General features: G+C 37.3%; 15 protein-coding genes. 7 read left to right on the top strand and 8 right to left on the bottom strand.

Annotated elements, in window-relative coordinates; all coding sequences use genetic code 11:
• The first annotated feature begins 354 nt into the window (after positions 1-354).
• A complete protein-coding gene (gene cysE, locus JWG40_RS14535; protein ID WP_205286499.1) occupies positions 355-1071 on the top strand; it encodes a serine O-acetyltransferase in 717 nt (238 codons plus the stop codon).
• Here cysE and JWG40_RS14530 read toward each other — a convergent pair.
• Positions 1068-1856 carry an LA_1326/LA_4305 family lipoprotein gene (locus JWG40_RS14530; RefSeq protein ID WP_408611530.1) on the bottom strand — a complete coding sequence of 263 codons (789 nt, stop codon included), beginning with the start codon at positions 1854-1856 and terminating at the stop codon, positions 1068-1070. The two genes, cysE and JWG40_RS14530, sit on opposite strands and share 4 nt — an antisense overlap.
• Here JWG40_RS14530 and JWG40_RS14525 point away from each other — a divergent pair.
• Together JWG40_RS14525 and JWG40_RS14520 are read left to right on the top strand one after the other, a co-directional pair.
• A complete protein-coding gene (locus JWG40_RS14525) occupies positions 1798-2409 on the top strand; it encodes a TlpA family protein disulfide reductase (RefSeq protein ID WP_232369390.1) in 612 nt (203 codons plus the stop codon). The two genes, JWG40_RS14530 and JWG40_RS14525, sit on opposite strands and share 59 nt — an antisense overlap.
• Positions 2384-3607, top strand: a complete 1224-nt coding sequence (locus tag JWG40_RS14520) for an LIC10025 family lipoprotein (protein ID WP_205286663.1) — start codon at positions 2384-2386, stop codon at positions 3605-3607. The genes JWG40_RS14525 and JWG40_RS14520 overlap by 26 nt, the downstream gene beginning before the upstream one ends.
• A gap of 15 nt (positions 3608-3622) precedes the next feature.
• Here JWG40_RS14520 and JWG40_RS14515 read toward each other — a convergent pair whose 3' ends face one another.
• The 6 genes from JWG40_RS14515 to JWG40_RS14490 form a co-directional block, all read right to left on the bottom strand.
• Positions 3623-4228: an anthranilate synthase component II gene (locus tag JWG40_RS14515; RefSeq protein ID WP_205286497.1), complete on the bottom strand. Its 606-nt coding sequence runs from the start codon at positions 4226-4228 to the stop codon at positions 3623-3625.
• A 58-nt stretch (positions 4229-4286) separates the two neighbouring features.
• Positions 4287-5669 (bottom strand): anthranilate synthase component I family protein, encoded by a 1383-nt coding sequence (locus tag JWG40_RS14510; RefSeq protein WP_205286496.1) that lies wholly within the window; start codon positions 5667-5669, stop codon positions 4287-4289.
• Positions 5670-5779: 110 nt separating this feature from the next.
• On the bottom strand, positions 5780-6355 hold the full coding sequence (locus JWG40_RS14505) for a superoxide dismutase (protein WP_205286495.1): 576 nt from the start codon (positions 6353-6355) through the stop codon (positions 5780-5782).
• A gap of 109 nt (positions 6356-6464) precedes the next feature.
• Complete coding sequence (locus JWG40_RS14500) at positions 6465-7307, bottom strand: inositol monophosphatase family protein (protein ID WP_205286494.1); 843 nt, start codon at positions 7305-7307, stop codon at positions 6465-6467.
• Positions 7308-7319: 12 nt separating this feature from the next.
• Positions 7320-8210 carry an LIC_10030 family protein gene (locus JWG40_RS14495; RefSeq protein ID WP_205286493.1) on the bottom strand — a complete coding sequence of 297 codons (891 nt, stop codon included), beginning with the start codon at positions 8208-8210 and terminating at the stop codon, positions 7320-7322.
• 24 nt (positions 8211-8234) lie between these two features.
• Positions 8235-10217: a beta-galactosidase gene (locus JWG40_RS14490; RefSeq protein WP_205286492.1), complete on the bottom strand. Its 1983-nt coding sequence runs from the start codon at positions 10215-10217 to the stop codon at positions 8235-8237.
• 75 nt (positions 10218-10292) lie between these two features.
• Here JWG40_RS14490 and JWG40_RS14485 point away from each other — a divergent pair, with 75 nt between their 5' ends.
• From JWG40_RS14485 to JWG40_RS14470, 4 genes are read left to right on the top strand one after another with little or no spacing between them, the layout of a single operon-like run.
• Complete coding sequence (locus JWG40_RS14485) at positions 10293-11147, top strand: Hsp33 family molecular chaperone HslO (RefSeq protein ID WP_205286491.1); 855 nt, start codon at positions 10293-10295, stop codon at positions 11145-11147.
• Complete coding sequence (tsaE, locus tag JWG40_RS14480; RefSeq protein ID WP_205286490.1) at positions 11144-11602, top strand: tRNA (adenosine(37)-N6)-threonylcarbamoyltransferase complex ATPase subunit type 1 TsaE; 459 nt, start codon at positions 11144-11146, stop codon at positions 11600-11602. Before JWG40_RS14485 ends, tsaE begins: the two co-directional genes overlap by 4 nt.
• Complete coding sequence (tsaB, locus tag JWG40_RS14475; protein ID WP_205286489.1) at positions 11599-12270, top strand: tRNA (adenosine(37)-N6)-threonylcarbamoyltransferase complex dimerization subunit type 1 TsaB; 672 nt, start codon at positions 11599-11601, stop codon at positions 12268-12270. Before tsaE ends, tsaB begins: the two co-directional genes overlap by 4 nt.
• Positions 12271-12274: 4 nt before the next feature.
• On the top strand, positions 12275-14467 hold the full coding sequence (locus JWG40_RS14470) for a ribonuclease R family protein (RefSeq protein ID WP_205286488.1): 2193 nt from the start codon (positions 12275-12277) through the stop codon (positions 14465-14467).
• Between the two features lie 20 nt (positions 14468-14487).
• On the opposite strand, the gene JWG40_RS14465 is transcribed toward JWG40_RS14470, so the two are convergent.
• A complete protein-coding gene (locus JWG40_RS14465) occupies positions 14488-16194 on the bottom strand; it encodes an alkaline phosphatase family protein (protein WP_408611529.1) in 1707 nt (568 codons plus the stop codon).
• Positions 16195-16223: the final 29 nt, after the last annotated feature.

Raw genomic sequence — 16223 nt, 5'->3', positions numbered from 1 at the left:
AACAACCTAGAAATTTATTTCTACTCGAAAGGATATAGAAGCTAACTATAGAATCAATTAGAAACCCATTTATTATAAGAAATTTAGAAGGCGCGATCCGATCTGAACTTAATTCAGATGCAAGTTTAGCCCGGTATCATTTGGTAAATCTGTGTCAATTCCTTAGAAATTGGCAAAGTTGATTCCTTTTTGCAAATCCAGATCGTGAAAATTTTCTTCCTCAAATGGGGACTTTATATTCCATTGAACAAGTGAATTTTTTGTACAGAACCTTAAGTCTTTACCCTTTTAAATCTTTCCCAACTCTTGGAAAAGTTGACTAGTCTAATCAGTAATTTTAAAACCAATTAATCAATGTTTGAAAATATAAAAATTATCAAAAAATTTGACCCGGCAGCAAAATCCTATTTGGAAATTGTTCTTTGTTACCCGGGATTACATGCCTTATGGCTCCATAAACTCGCGCATTTACTCTATAAACTTCGACTGCCCATCATTCCGAGACTAATCAATTACATTAGTCGCTTTTTGACAGGTATTGACATTCATCCTGGAGCGAAAATTGCTCCTGGTGTCTTTATCGATCACGGCTCAGGAGTTGTGATTGGGGAGACTGCAATTGTAGGCAGCGGCTCCCTGATTTTCCAAGGTGTGACCCTTGGGGGAACAGGAAAAGAATCGGGAAAACGTCACCCTACGATTGGCAAAAATGTTGTGATCGGCGCTGGAGCCAAGGTTCTTGGAAACATAACTGTCGAAGATCATGTCCGAGTGGGTGCTGGATCTGTTGTTATGCGAAACGTTCCGGCAGGTTGTACCGTCGTAGGAATTCCAGGTAAGGTTGTAAAAGCCGGTGACACTGCATCTGATAGCGTAGAACAAATGTTAGAGCACAATCAAATGCCAGATCCAATAGCTAAAGTTTTTTCTGTTCTATTGGAAAAAGTTGAAACCCAGCAGCAACTCATTAACAAACTATACGAAAAACAGCAACTGTTAGAAAAATCTTCTATTGATGCTCCAGAAGATGATCGATTCATTCAAGAATTCATTCATGGAGATGGAATTTAAAATTCTTTTAACAACTCTGTTTTCTTACTGTTGTATTCTTCATCAGTAATGAGTTTGTTCTTTCTCATTTCCTCTAATGCTTTTAGTTTTTCAGGAACTGATTTCCATAGTTCTACCGGTGCGATGATTTCTTCCTCTTTGGGATACCGATAGAGAGGGGGATTAGGGATCAGTTCTGGAATCTGATAAACAACAACATTTCCATAAATTGCATTTTTGACTGCAAACTTATCTTTATATAGACTGGTCTTTTCTTTATCCCGCAACCAAAGCTCTGGTCTGTAAATTGGTTTGATTAATGATGGATTAAAAATCACCCAATCTTCAAACGAATACTGTGTTTGAAAACTTATATTGGTATTGATTTCATGAAATAATAAAACCAAACCATCTTCTGTACCTAAGATATAAAAACTTGTTTTTAAAATTTTGACATTTGGTGAGAGGATATCATCCAACTTAAATATACACAGATAAACTTTAGGTTCTTTGTTTGTAGCTACCTTCTCAGCAAACTTTTGTATTTCAGGAAGATAACTTTCTGGAACCAAAATATCCCAGTCTTCATAGGCCAGGACACCACGTTTGTATTGGATTGATTTTAATACTCGAGGTAACTCGACAAAGTTTTTTTTATCTATACTAAGTTTAGAAATTTCTGTTGGAAAAATTTTTCGCCACTCCTCTTCCCCCACTTCAAAAAATGCCAAAGATGCGGATGAATCTATGAGTTTGATTTTGCTGGCAAAACTGGAGCAACCAAAAATAAAAAAAACAAGAATCAAAACGAAGGATTTTTTTGAACTTGCCGTTAATAAGTTTATGAATACACTGAAGACCGTGGTTCGGTTTGTAATACTTTTTTTAGCCTTTGTTTTTATCTCTGGTGAAAAATGGAATGCGCAGTCCATGCCACAATTTCAGATGAAGGACCAATATGGGCAATCGTATTCTGATAGTTCAGTAAAAGGAAAACCGGTTGTACTTATGGGATGTTTTCTCCGCGATCTGGAAATTTGCCGCAAACAAGGCCGAAAACTTTATTGGAAAATGCAAAATCTATTATGGAAAGATAGTTCTAAAGTCCACTTTCTTCTTTATTTAGATTTCCAAGAAACCAACAAACTTGTAGAGGATTACCTAGAAGAATCCAAAACAAAACAATATGAAAGTATTCTTTTGGATCGAAAAGGCCACCTTTCCGTAGGTCTAACCAAAGGCGAATCCTACTTACGAATATTTAATAAATCAGGTAAATTGATTTCTTCATCCTATCAGGAACAAATGGATGAAGATCTCATCCAAGAAATATATGGCATTCTTAAAAAAGAAATATAACTTACAAAATTATTTATTATGTACACTAATCTTCGTTAGTGTTTCTAATTGTTTTCAAAAAAATGAAAACTACTATCAGTTTTGGAAAGGATATGATCATTTACAACGTTCTATCAAATCCACTTCTAAAAACGAAGTTTATTTTGCAGCCCTTGCTGGTAGTCTCAGCGAGGAAAACGAATCCCAATTACAAAAAACTCCGGAAGGATATCCTTTCCTTTCCCTCTCTGGTAACGTGGACAACCAACAGAATTGGAATTTACATTGGAACGAACCAGACCCACCTAAATATGATTATTTGGCAAAAGTTACATTCGTTCCAAAACTTTGGGAAGAGCGAGAAATTTATGCCGTGGAAAAAAAGACCATTCACAAACTAAATGGATACAAACCACGCGATTTTTTCAGATGGTTCCATGATTTCGCATTGGCGATCAATGACCACAACGCTTATCAATCCTTAAAATCAACATCGCAAAACTTACAGTTTCTTTGTAGTGCTATGTTATGCCATGTAACGGAAAATGCGGAGTGGCATACTTTAGAATTTACAATCAATGAGGAAACCAAAAGTAGATTTCCAGGCTTCTACCAACGCACAGGATCTCGCTTAGAGAAGACAAAGCTAAACATTGAGGTTTGGGATAAATTCAATCCAACTCATAAATTTAAAATTACAAATCAGGGAAAAACCATTCAGTTTCATTTTCCAATAAATCCACCTGCAGATTATTTTCTTTCTCCAAAGGAGATTCGTTTTTTAGGAGATATTGAAATCAGATCTTTTGGAATCACAGTGAAAATCAACAACCTTGAGTATAAATTAAAAACAAGTTTTGAAAATCAAACTGATACGCTTATCGGACACTTTGTACGAATTGGGAAAAAGGAAATTAACGGAAGTTTTTTCTATATCATTCCACAAGGCTTTGTAAACTTTTTTATCCCAGGCAACATGGATGAATACTTTAATGAGTTTTTTACCCTACTCATTCAAGGAACCCAAGGAAGAGGAGGCTCTCAAATCCATGCAATATTTAAAAAAACACCACGCGGACAAATCAATACCATTACCACATACAATGAAACCAAACGAAAACGATTTTCTTTGTTTGGTGGTGATGATTCTCAAAAAGCCAGTAATGATTTTGATTTTTTTGCCGCATGGGAAGAAGCTATGTTACAAGATTTAAAATAATCTTTAAAATATAGGTCAGGAATTGATAAAATTTCTTAGTAGGTCTTTTCCTTCTTCCGATCCAAACGATTCTGGATGGAACTGTACACCTTCGATTTTTAAAGTTTTATGCCTTAGTCCCATAATTTCCCCCTTCCCCTCACCTGCGGAAACTCGTGCCGTAATTTCCAAATCCTTTGGCAGGGAAGTTTCTTTTGCAACTAATGAATGATAACGCATAATTTCTATTCCTTGTGTGAGGCCTTGGAAAACACCCTTTCCATCATGTTCAATGGGAGAAAGTTTTCCATGCATTGCCACATTGGCACGAACCACTTCGCCTCCAAAAACTGTTGCCATACCTTGCATTCCGAGGCAAATCCCAAGTATCGGAGTGGTTTTACCCAACTCTCTTAGAATGTCAGCACTCACTCCAAAGTAAGCCGGATCTGCGGGATGGCCCGGACCTGGAGAAATAATAATCTTATCATAGTTAGCTGATTTAATTGTATCAAAAGATTTTTCGTCATTTCGAATCACATCTAATTGAAAGGGCTCTTCCCTTTCTTCTAAAATTTCGCCAACAATTTGATAGAGATTGAATGTAAAAGAATCGTAATTATCAAGGATGAGTACTTTCATATTGTTGTAGTTTTTCCTTCGGTTTTTATTTTTTCTCAATTAGTTTGGGCGCTTTTGTTTAAGATTTTTTATGTAAATCGAGAGCTTTGCGAACAGAGGCCATTTTATTAATGATCTCTTGGTATTCATCTTCCGGTTTGGAATCAAAAACAATTCCACCGGATGCCCGAACAAATCCTTTGTTCCCATTCACAAAAAAACTACGAATCGGAATCGCAAAAGTACAATCTCCATTCAAACCAAAACTTCCCACAGCGCCACCATAAGGACCTCGTGGTGACTTTTCAATGCGTTCAATGATTTTCATTGATTCAATTTTTGGGGCACCAGAAAGTGTTCCCGCTGGGAATGAAGAAGCAAGTCCTGAGAACATATCTTCTTTAGAAGAAAGAATTCCTACCACTTCGCTCGAGATATGTTGCACGTGAGAAAATCTTTTTACATCAAAACGCCTACGAACCTTAACCGTTCCAAATTTTGCTACGCGTCCCACATCGTTACGATGAAGATCGATAAGCATATTGTGTTCTGCAATTTCCTTAGGATCTGTGAGAAGTTTTCTCGCAAGAAGAGTATCCTCTTTAGCATCAACTCCACGTTTGGTGGTGCCAGCTAAGGGAAAGGATTCCATTTCCCCTTGCCGCAATCGAAAGAGTAATTCTGGACTCGCACCCAAAATGGCCCGAGATCCAAATTTTACATAATACATATGGGGAGAGGGATTGATTTCTCGCAGTGTTTCATAAATTGCCAATGGATTTCCATCCACTTGGTAAATTTCTTCGAATCCAATTTGGCATTGGAAGGTGTTTCCTGCTTTCACTTCTTCTAAAGCTTCTTCCACCATTTGTTTATGGACTTCTTTGGATAAACCTGATTGTAAGAGAGAAACTTTGGCTTCTGGTTTCTCAGATTTTTGATTTACAGCGAGTTTCAGGATTTGGTTCACTTCTTCGATACGCTTGGTTCCATTATCAAAATAGATCAACTCACCTGTAAATTTATCGTAAATGAGTCCATCCAAATACAAACCAAAAATCATCGCAGGAAAATCTGGGTGTGGTTCTAGTTTTAATTTAGGTTCAAAGAATTGCATACTTTGATAACCCAAATAACCAACAAATCCACCCGCATAACTAATGCTTAGTGAATTATAATCAGTCAGGTCCCTGAGAGCATAATATGGGTTTTCGACAGAGTATTTTTTTCCATCAATTTCTAAAACACCAATCTCTCCCACTAGCAGGTGAGAAGGTTGGAAACCCATGACGGAATAACGAGAGTCGTACTGGTTGTCTCCTGCCGATTCTAATAAAAAACAATTCTCGTATTTTGCTTCAACTACCCGAAAGAGTTCCCAAAACTCGATTCCTTCCGGCAAGAGTAATGAAGTATAATTGGGTTTTTTGGGGATCTTGATTTTCGGAAGTGTTTGGCTCATAAAAACTCTGTATTAGGTACCAAGATTCATTTTGAATCTTTTTATGAAATAAAAAAGGCAGGAGCCGGATACCGGAACCTGCCTTTTGACGTGTGATTTTGAATCCGTTCTTATTTTAAGTTTTGGTTCGCAAAGTCCCAGTTTACTAGATTCCAGAACGCTTCCACATATTTTGGTCTGGCATTACGGAAATCGATATAGTATGCATGTTCCCAAACGTCTATCGTAAGCAAAGATTGCAGTCCATCTTTCAAAGGGCTTCCTGCATTGCTTGTATTGACGATTTCTACACCGTCACCTTTTTTCACAAGCCAGGTCCATCCAGATCCAAAGTTAGTAATTGCCGATTGCGAAAACTTTTCTTTGAAAACATCAAAAGAACCAAAAGACTTTGTGATAAGATCTGCCACAGCACCTGTTGGAGCTCCGCCACCTTTTGGGGAAAGGGAATGCCAGTAAAAAGTATGGTTCCAAATCTGAGCTGCGTTATTAAAAATTCCGCCGGAAGATTTTTGTACGATTTCCTCAAGACTAGCATTTTCAAACTCAGTACCTTTGATTAGGTTATTGAGATTGGTAACGTAAGTTTGGTGGTGTTTTCCGTAGTGAAACTCGAGAGTTTCTGCAGAAATATGGGGCGCAAGGGCATCCTTTGCATAAGGAAGTTCTGGGAGTTTATGTTCCATGGTGGGTGTCTCCTGATGGATTCAAGTGTATTTGTATTTTGTATCTAGTATGGATCGCAAAAGCAAATCGTAAACTAAAAAAGTAGAATGGTTCTAACCGTTCCCTCTATCAATTTCGACTGACTGTAGAACGAACTGTCTTTAATAAATTTAAAATTTCTGAGTGTAAAACTCCATTAGAAGCCACTAATTCAGGAAGTCCGGTATAATAATGAACTCCATTTAAATCAGTCAATTTCCCACCAGCTTCCGTTAAAATCACCGAAATGGCGGATACGTCCCAATGTTTGACTGTCTTTTCCCAAATGGCATCCATCACACCTTCCGCGATAAAACATGCATCCAAAACAAAGGAGCCTGTCCTGCGAAAGGAACGTGCATAAGTTAAAAAACCTGATAGGTCTGCCATAATCTCTTGGATCATATGGGCTCGTTTTGTCGGAAGGTTGGGAGAAAAAATAGCGCGATTCAATTCTGAAATTCGGGAGGTTACAATCGGATCCCCATTTTTATAGGCCCCTTCTCCCATAACCGCAGAATAAACAGATTCCTGAGGAGGAACAATCACAACTCCACCAACAGGTGTTTCTCTATGTTCTAAACCAAAGGAAATAGCATACAAAGGAAGTCCACGAACAAAATTCATAGAACCATCCACGGGATCTAGGATCCACTTAAAATCGCCACCGTCAATGGTTGGTTTATCTTCGCAAATGATTCCATCTTTTGGAAATGATTTTTGCAAAAATCGAATGAGTATATCGCCTAACTTACCATCGGCGGCATCAATTCGTTCCTTTTCATCCGCATCAGTCTCTGATCGGATAGCCGAAACTTCACGTTGGATCTTCTTTGCTTCATGGATGATTCCCATAGCATTTGCTTTGACGTATTCGATCCGTTTGATGGTTTCATCTACGGGGAAATTGATGGTTGGTGAAGATATGCCCATATGACCTGCTACTTAATTATCGGATGATTTTGGAATGACTTTCCATAAAATATTACCAGACTTCGACTGAGTTCTTTCCACTTCAAACAACGAAAGATATTCATGATACTTCTTTAGAGTACCTTCAGGAATTCCTTCCTCTGTTTCTGTTAGAATCGGATAAAAGGTTTTGAATTGTTGGATAGTTTTTGGCAAACTAGGGATTAAAAATCTTAGAGAAAGTGAAAGATAATCAATTCCAATGGGACTATAAATCCTTCCTAATTTCCAAACCTCAGAATTGATTCCTAACTCCTCACGAATCTTAGATTCAGTTTCTGAAAAATCAATTTCATCAAAAATTTCTGAAAATTTACGAATGGGTTTGTGATCATCATTTTCTGATTCTACGCGAAAGACTCCACCTTGAAATCTTTTTGCTTCAAAATCAACAATATCCTCTCCCTCTTCTTTCGTAGAATGGAGGTGAATAATTTTTGTTTGAAAGTACAACCTGTCAGTGATAATTGCGGGAGTCATATTTTGTGAACCAGGTTTTTTAATTTCTTCCGACTTCGCTCCACCCAAATACAACATATCTACTGAAAATACATACAAAAACCTAGACGAACCAAATAACATAGGTCTTACAAAAAACAATTTCCCCGTTTCTCTTTTGGGCCTAGGTTCTGGTAATAAGTAGGTTCCCTCGATTGCCTCGGGGATATATCTGAGCACTGTTTGGACAAAATTTTTAATATCACCAAACTCCGGTTGTGTGACTGAAGTTCCCGAAATTACGAATTTTTCTGAAAACTGAATATAAGGTGAATGTAGATTATCTACAAAAATTTCACCAGGTTTATTCTTTGCGGATGTTTCATTTAGAATCCGATTGATTGATTTATAATCTTGTATTCTCATTTTCTATTTTCAAATAACAGATTTCTATTTTGGAATTCTTTTGATTTTATAACCAAAGGGTTTCAAAATAGAAAGTCCAGCCAACTTGTAACGGTTTGAATGGTTCATCGTAATTTCATAGTTATATTGTTTTCCTTCACGGTGGTGGCGCTCAATACTCGCACCCAGAAAACCAAATCGAACACCGGCTTCTTTTAATATCTTTCGGTACAAAAGGATAAAACTTTCAGGAGTTAAAGAAGTTCCTACATAATAGACTTTCCCTTTACCGTAAGTATTAACAGTGATGGCCGGTTTTCCCGAATAAAACTTTTGGGAATCGTTATATTTTGCGACCACCTTAGCGGTGGTAGGCTCTAAGATTTCACAAAACTTAGAGCCTTTGAGTGGTAAGATTCCCATCCGAATTCCCACCTTGTCTGTGGCAGGTGCCTCAAATTGAAACACTTCCACACCTGCCATCTCGGAAAAAACACCAGGGACTGGCTCTTCCACCATCCAATGGTCTTTGTCCTTAATTCCCGCTCGGTAACCGAGAACCAAATTACCGCCATTCGCCACATAGGCTTTTAGTTTATCCACAACGATTGGGTCAAACATTGTATAAAGGGGAAGTGTGAGAACTTTGTACTGAGACCAATCATTCTCAGCATGAACGGATAAGGAATGGGAATTTACATTTAAAACATTGGTTCCCGCAAACCAGGTAGCAAGTTCAATATCATAACCTACTTGTGCGAAAGGAACAGGAGCAAATTTTAAACCATCACTCAAAGGTTGGTGTTTGTAATTACGAGAATTTTCAATATCATGGAGGATTGCCACCTCTGCCTTGTAAGGCGAATCTGCCACATCCATTGCAAATGTTTTGATATCCTCAATGGTTTCTTTTAGTTCAAAGTATTTGGCTGTTTTTCTTTTTCCGTGATCTAAAATTCCGTAACAAAGCTGTTCTTGCCCAAAACGGGCTGTGCGGTAACGAAAGAAATAAATTTGGTTGGCCCCATTCACAATAGCTTGTGTCAACCAGAGTCCAATTTGTCCAGGGGGAGGAAGATAACCTAAGGTATCATGGCCTTGTACGCCAGAGAACTGTTCCATCACAGTGTATGGTTTGTTTTTTAATCCTCTTGAATACTGTTGGGTTGCAGTGACGAGTGGATGTGGGTATGGTTCTTGTTGGTTCCCCCAAACAGGATAATTGTCCCAAGACACATAATCTAACTTCGAGAATAATTCCGACATATCTGTTACTGGTAAAAAAGGTGAGGGATAAAGATTGGTAGTGAGAGGTTTGTTTTTACTATACTTTCGCAATATGTCCGCTTGGAAGTGAATATAGGATACAAGTTCATCCGACTGAAACCGGTAATAGTCTTGAATCATGGCCGGATTGAAATTACTAGCTACGTGGGCTGCGGGTAATGGAATTTCACTCCAATCAGAATAAATGACTCCCCAAAATACATTCCCCCAACGTTTGTTAAGCGAATCTAAAGTTTTGTATTTATTCTTTAGCCAAATTCTAAAATTTTTTAAAGCCAAAGGAGAATAATCTACATCTGAACCTTCGTGTCCAGGTTCGTTATCAATCTGCCAACCAACAACAGCAGGATGATTTCCAAAATGTTTGGCCATCGCTGTTACCATACGTTCTGTTGCTTTTTTATAGGCAGGAGAAGAAAAACAAGCTTGGCGTCTTGTGCCAATTCCTCGAACAATTCCCTCTTTAGAAACCTGAACAATTTCGGGAAATTTTTTGTACAACCAGGGCGGAAAGGTAGCTGTGGGAGTTCCTAAGATTGCCGTCATTCCGTGTTCTTGGATTTTTTTTAAAACTGCATCAAACAAAGAAAAGTCGAACTTACCTTCCTTCGGTTCCATGATTCCCCATGCGAATTCAGCGAGCCTTACCGAAGAAAGACCCATTTCTTTCATTATTTTTAGGTCTTCATCCCAGTCCTTAGGGTTCCATTGTTCGGGATAATAACAGGCTCCAAAGATCATATTTTTCCTTTTTGCGATTGCAGAATCTATCTTGTGACACAGACTGAATCAGAAAACACCCCTTTCAATCAAATAATGTCTGACAAAGTTATTTTAGGTATATCCAACACCCACCACTATCGATTTACTTTAGTGAATCTCACGGAAACCGCTAAAGAAGCGATGTTTCTACATTCTCTTAACAAAGAAATGTCCGTATTCCTTTCCAAAACCATGATGGGTGCGTTGTTTCTAGCAGAGATGACAAAAAACCAACAAAAGGTTAGTATTCAATGGAAGGATGATTCCAATAAACAAGCATTAGCCTATAGTGATCGCTATGGAAAAATGAAATCTGTGGCCTATTCGGCAAACCTGGAAGAGGGTGATATCCGAAACGAATTTATATTAGGACAAGGAATCATGAAAGTGATTCGTTGGGACTTTGATTCTGATACATATCAGTCTTATACCAACCTCGTAGAAGATACTTTCGAAGTTAATTTCATAAAATACCTAACTGAATCTGAACAAATCAAAGGTATTGTCGGTATGGAAGTTTCCCCTTTTGATTTTCCTGGAAATGATTTTTCTGCTAAGGGTTTGTTTTTTGAAGCCCTCCCCGATGCACCTGAAGAAAGTTTTTTATTTTTAATTTCAAAAATCCAACCTTTGGTTAAGAAAGAATCCTTTTGGGCTATGGGTTTGGATGAAATGTTTCAATCCTTACAAAGCGAAATAGGATCCGATTTAGAAATTTTAAGTAACGAATCTCCTGAATTTTTATGCGATTGTTCTAGACATAAGGTTGCTGATATCATTGCTTCCCTTGGCAAACAAGAAGCCGACTCCATTATTGATGAAATGGGAAAGATCGAAATCACGTGTGAGTTTTGTAGAACCGCTTATCAATTTGATTCTTTCGATGTGGAGAAGTTCTTTAACCAATGAAATCAACTTTTCTCTCGCTGAGAGAATCGGAACTGAGTCCCCTATTCGTAAGTTTAGATCAATTAGTGACTCAGTTTCTAAAGAAAGAACAATTTCCAATTCTACTCCTTACTGGAGAGATGGGAGCGGGGAAAACTACCTTCATTCGGGAATGGTTTAGTCGATTTGAAACGGAAAGTTCAATTAACTCCCCTACCTTTTCTTTGTACAACATTTACGATTCGCCTAATTTTCGTTTGTATCACTTTGATTTGTACCGAATCAAATTTCCAGAAGAACTAGATGCATTGGGGTTTGAAGAAATTTGGGGAAAGGAGGGAGTATCCGCAATTGAATGGTGGCAAATTGCAGAACCATACTTACCAAAAACAAATCGAATTTTACTTTCTATCGAGTCGGATTCCATTGAGTTTCGCTCTTATACTTTAGAATGGTCAGAGATTGAGATTCTATGAATATTCTGTATTTCGACACCACACAGGATTGGATCCAGGTTCTTGTTGGATCGTATCAGCCTGAGTCCTCCCTCCAAATTATATCAAAACTAACTGAAACTACTCCAAAAGAATCCTCTTACAAATTAGTAGAGATGATTCGGATTTCTCTCGAAGAGGCAAAAGTAAACAAACCCGAGCTCATAATTGTCACTACTGGGCCTGGATCATTTACTGGGATTCGCATAACAGTAACTACAGCAAGAGACCTATCACAGTTATGGAAGATCCCGGTATTTGGAATTGATAGTTTGGAAGCTTATTTGGTAGGTTTACAAAGACAAGGGTCTGAGGAGAAAACAGCCCTGCTTTGTTTAGATGGTAAACAGGGAAAATATTACACTAAGTATTCAACCGGAATAGAGCTTTCTGATTCTCTTGACCTTACTCCAGAATTGATCGAACTAAAGATTAAAAATACCGAATGGACACCTAACAATTGGTACTATACTGGAAATTTGCCTAAGTTTTACCCAGAATCAGCGACAAAAATTGAAGCGACAAAGTTGAATCTTTCGTCTATACTAGAGTATAGTTTGAAACAATACAACAAATCTGAACTAAATAAAAACGACTATTTATCTCTCCTGCCCAATTACATTCGCGGGACCTATGTAGATCACAAATGAATTTATGGATACCTATAAAATACAAAGAAAAATAATAGAATTTCTGGACCAACGGTCTGGGAAGGACATCACAAGACAAGAGATCAAAAAAAAATTTACCGAATCAAGTGAATTCAAACGACCCGACCCAAAAACAAAGAAGGTAAAATCCTTCAAAAGAAAAGAAAAAGTTCCTAGAAAAGAAATCGAATCCCTTATCGACCAACTCATCGACCTGCTCGAAGCAGAGGGATTATTAATACCTAATAAAAAGTATTTAACAGTTGCCAACCCTTTCCGCCTAACAGGAAGAATCTCCATCTCCAGAAGAGGTGATGGTTTTATAGCTCTACCTTCTAAAAATGATATCTTTGTTCCAGGGCCAATGACCAATTCTGCCATCACAGGTGACAAAGTTGAAGTCATTCCGCTAGGAGTGGGGAAGAAAAACAAACTCGAAGCAGAAGTAACCAATATTGTCAAACGTGGTCGAGTTCTCTATAGAATGCGAGTCAGAGAAAAAACAAACAAATTTGTTTTTGGAAACTTTTTGGATATGTTGGGAGATAACAAAGAAGGTGTTCTTCACGTTAAATCCATATTAAAAGATACTTTTGATTCAATTAATGTTAACGACATTCTCATCGTAAAATTCAAAGAAGGGTCTCCTCCTCAAGAGAACATGTATGATGTAAGTTTTATCCGTTTTGAATCGGACACGAAAGAGGATAGTGACTTACAACGGATTTTAATGAAATACAACTATGATCCGGTTCATCCAGATTTTATACCTTTGGATTTTCCGGAAGAAGTTTCTGAAAAAACTGTTTCCGATTGGAATCAACGAACTGACTTACGTGAGTTATATGCTGTAACCATCGATGGAATTACTGCTAAAGATTTCGATGATGCGATCAGTTTTGTCGATGAAGGGAATAGGCTTAGAATTTGGATTCATATCGCGGATGTTTCCTACTATGTAGAAAAAGATTCACCACTAGATAAAGAAGCTTACGAAAGAGCTACATCCGTTTATTTAGCAAATCGTGTAGTTCCGATGTTACCACCAATCCTTTCCGAAGACCTATGTAGTTTGGTAGCCAATACCAATCGGCTTGCCTTTACAGTAGAAATGGAAGCAAGTAAAACTGGTGACATTTACAATGCAAAATTTTATAAATCGGTAATCAAAGTCAAAACACGTTATACCTACGAAATGGCCGAGGAAGAGATCCAAGCAAAAGATCCGAACAATTGGATGTTTCAATTATCCCAGTTTACCGAAGCCTTACGTAAACGTAGGATGGCCGCAGGTAGAATCGATTTAAATTTAAAAGAAACAACCATCACTTGGAACGAAAGAAAAGAACCAATTGGGATTGAAAATCGTGAACGTTTGACAAGTCATATTCTGATCGAAGAACTTATGTTATCTGCCAACTTGAAAGTGGATGAATTTTTGCGAAAAAGGAAAGCACCTTCACTCCATCGAATTCATGAACCAATGGATGAAGAGAAATTAGAAACATTAAATCATTTTCTGCAACTGAACGGTTACAACATCCAAATCAAAGATACAAGTTATGCAGAAATTATGAAAGCTGTGAAAGAAATTGAAGACAACTCTGTTGGAAAAATTTTCAATTATCTACTTTTGAGAAGTTTTATGCAAGCCTACTACGGAGCAGATCCACTGGGCCACTGGGGACTTGGTTTTAAAGACTATTGTCATTTCACATCCCCGATCAGACGTTATCCCGATTTAATTGTTCATAGGGTTTTACAAGCCACACTTCTAGAAACAGAAAGGACCTATTCTGAAAATGAAATTGCTGTCATGGGATTACATTGTTCTGAAGAAGAACGAAGAGCTGCCGATGCGGAGCGTGATATAGTTAAAATCAAATCCTTTCGGTATTTGGAATCCACGGGGATTAAAGAATTCAAAGGTTTTATTGTGGGAATCCGCCCTTCTCAAATTTTTGTCGAGTTGGATATTTCTAATTTGGAAGGAGTTTTGGATAAAGCGGAATTTACCGATGAGTTTGAAGTTGTGATTAAAAATGACTTCTCCTTCTATTCTAAAAAATATTCGAAGATATTCTTTATTGGTGATCCGGTTTCGGTGAGCCTTGATCGAATTGATTTCGAAGACATCAAAGTCTATTTGAAATTAAAAGACTTCAAAAAAGACGACACTACTCCCAAAAAGAAGTAAAATAAATCTCCGAATCTATTTTAGAAAGATAGATTCGGAATCTCTTCTCTTTTCCAAACTTTTCGAAAGAACTTTTTTTCATTCATTTGGATAGAAAGAATTTTATTGATAATCGCTTCTTCACTTACATGATACATTTTCATAAGCTCCCTATCGAATGATAGTTGAGAATGTGCGACCCATTTAATCAGAGAACGTTTGTTTCTTTCCGATTCAGGTAATAATTCATTCACTGTCGCAAAAAATTGTTCATGGCTTAAAAAAAGACCATTGGAGATTTCAGGCATGGGAGCGGCACCATGATCAGCAGTTACCACCATAACAAAGTTATCTCCATAATTATTTTTTAGAAATTGAAAGATTGTTTCTATTTCTTTGTCAGTTGCTTTCAAAACCTGTTCAGCTTCTTTTGATTCCCAACCATACAAATGACCCACCGCGTCGGTTGCTTTTAGAGTCACATAAGCAAGATCTGTGATTCCATCTTTATCTTTTTTAGTATTGAGAATGGTTTCTGAAACAGTATCTCGAAAAAGTGCCCCGTCCATTTTGACTTGAAATTCTGAGCCTTGAAAATAGTGGATTTTTGCAATTAGCTCAATTGGATCCTTTGCCTCAAAATGTGTTGCAATTTGTTTTTTATTTTCTAAGTAAAACTTATATAAATTATATTTCTGCGCAGAGTTTGGTGTAAGAAATGCATTCGTGTAAGTGGACCAAGAAAGGCTTTTAATATCCTGCCAATAGACATGGTCAAAGTCGGAAGGAAGCGAGTCTTTTTGTTTTGAGGGAGGATTAAAAAGTTTTCCATGTCCGGCCATACCAACTGCCGCTCTTGCCGCATAACATTGGCTAATGATTACAGGTATGTTATTGTGAGAAAGATCCCATTCGTCTGCAAAACTTGGTACTGCTAATTCACTAAGATCCCAATCTTTATTTGCTCCTTGGTATACTGGTCTATGAAGGACTTTTCCATCAGCATAAGAATAGATTTCGTTTGAGAATATTTTTGAATCTTTAGGAAAAGCTCCTGTTCCAATCGCCATATGGCCAACGGCTGTATGTGATTCTAAATGGCCTACTTTTGCTTTTTTAAAATAGGCAGAATTATTTTTCAAACCTTCTAAAAATGGATAAGAACCTTTGTGAGCTTTATAAAGTTGCTTACCACCTTGATCCACGACAACTGTGACAATGATTTCTGGTTTTTCTTTTTGGTTCTGAAATATTTTATCTAAATAGGAAGTATTGAGTGTATTGGAAAATTTGAAATCGAGGAGTCTTCCATAAACAGAAGGGATATGTTGTTGGTTAATGGGATCGGAATATTGACCATTTCGAATCCATTTGGGGCCATAGATCCAAATGGGAATTTCTGTATCATAAAAATATTGTGTGTAATGAGAGGTGTAATTTACTTCTTTAGAAAAATTTTCTTCCTCTGCATCTAATTGCCATTGTGTTTTTAACTCTTCCCAAGACAAATCGTGATCTTCTAAAATATTTTTAATTTCTTCTTTAGAATAATGAGAAAGAGTGATTGCATCTCTTGCCTCTCTATCAAATATATTGAATGGATAGGGAGCTAGGATTAAATCTGTATCAGGTTGCATCGATAAAAAGGCGGCGCGTTTATAATCCTCTTCCCAACCACAATTGATAAGAATGAACAGAAAACCAATGATCAATCCATACTTTTGTTTTATACTATTTTGGTTTTTCACTCTTTCCTTCCTATCTTGCTACACCTTAC

Origin of the sequence: Leptospira abararensis (assembly GCF_016918735.1) — a bacterium.
Classification (GTDB): Bacteria; Spirochaetota; Leptospiria; order Leptospirales; family Leptospiraceae; genus Leptospira_A; species Leptospira_A abararensis.
Note: the sequence above shows the minus strand (reverse complement) of the source record. Positions and strands in the feature narration are given on the sequence as shown.

Coding starts and splice junctions, on each gene's coding strand:
- JWG40_RS14505 (WP_205286495.1), bottom strand. CDS start 6,355: ATGGAACATAAACTCCCAGAACTTCCTTATGCAAAGGATGCCCTTGCG.
- JWG40_RS14470 (WP_205286488.1), top strand. CDS start 12,275: ATGGATACCTATAAAATACAAAGAAAAATAATAGAATTTCTGGACCAA.
- tsaB (WP_205286489.1), top strand. CDS start 11,599: ATGAATATTCTGTATTTCGACACCACACAGGATTGGATCCAGGTTCTT.
- JWG40_RS14515 (WP_205286497.1), bottom strand. CDS start 4,228: ATGAAAGTACTCATCCTTGATAATTACGATTCTTTTACATTCAATCTC.
- JWG40_RS14520 (WP_205286663.1), top strand. CDS start 2,384: ATGGCATTCTTAAAAAAGAAATATAACTTACAAAATTATTTATTATGT.
- JWG40_RS14490 (WP_205286492.1), bottom strand. CDS start 10,217: ATGATCTTTGGAGCCTGTTATTATCCCGAACAATGGAACCCTAAGGAC.
- JWG40_RS14495 (WP_205286493.1), bottom strand. CDS start 8,210: ATGAGAATACAAGATTATAAATCAATCAATCGGATTCTAAATGAAACA.
- cysE (WP_205286499.1), top strand. CDS start 355: ATGTTTGAAAATATAAAAATTATCAAAAAATTTGACCCGGCAGCAAAA.
- tsaE (WP_205286490.1), top strand. CDS start 11,144: ATGAAATCAACTTTTCTCTCGCTGAGAGAATCGGAACTGAGTCCCCTA.
- JWG40_RS14510 (WP_205286496.1), bottom strand. CDS start 5,669: ATGAGCCAAACACTTCCGAAAATCAAGATCCCCAAAAAACCCAATTAT.
- JWG40_RS14525 (WP_232369390.1), top strand. CDS start 1,798: ATGAGTTTGATTTTGCTGGCAAAACTGGAGCAACCAAAAATAAAAAAA.
- JWG40_RS14500 (WP_205286494.1), bottom strand. CDS start 7,307: ATGGGCATATCTTCACCAACCATCAATTTCCCCGTAGATGAAACCATC.
- JWG40_RS14485 (WP_205286491.1), top strand. CDS start 10,293: ATGTCTGACAAAGTTATTTTAGGTATATCCAACACCCACCACTATCGA.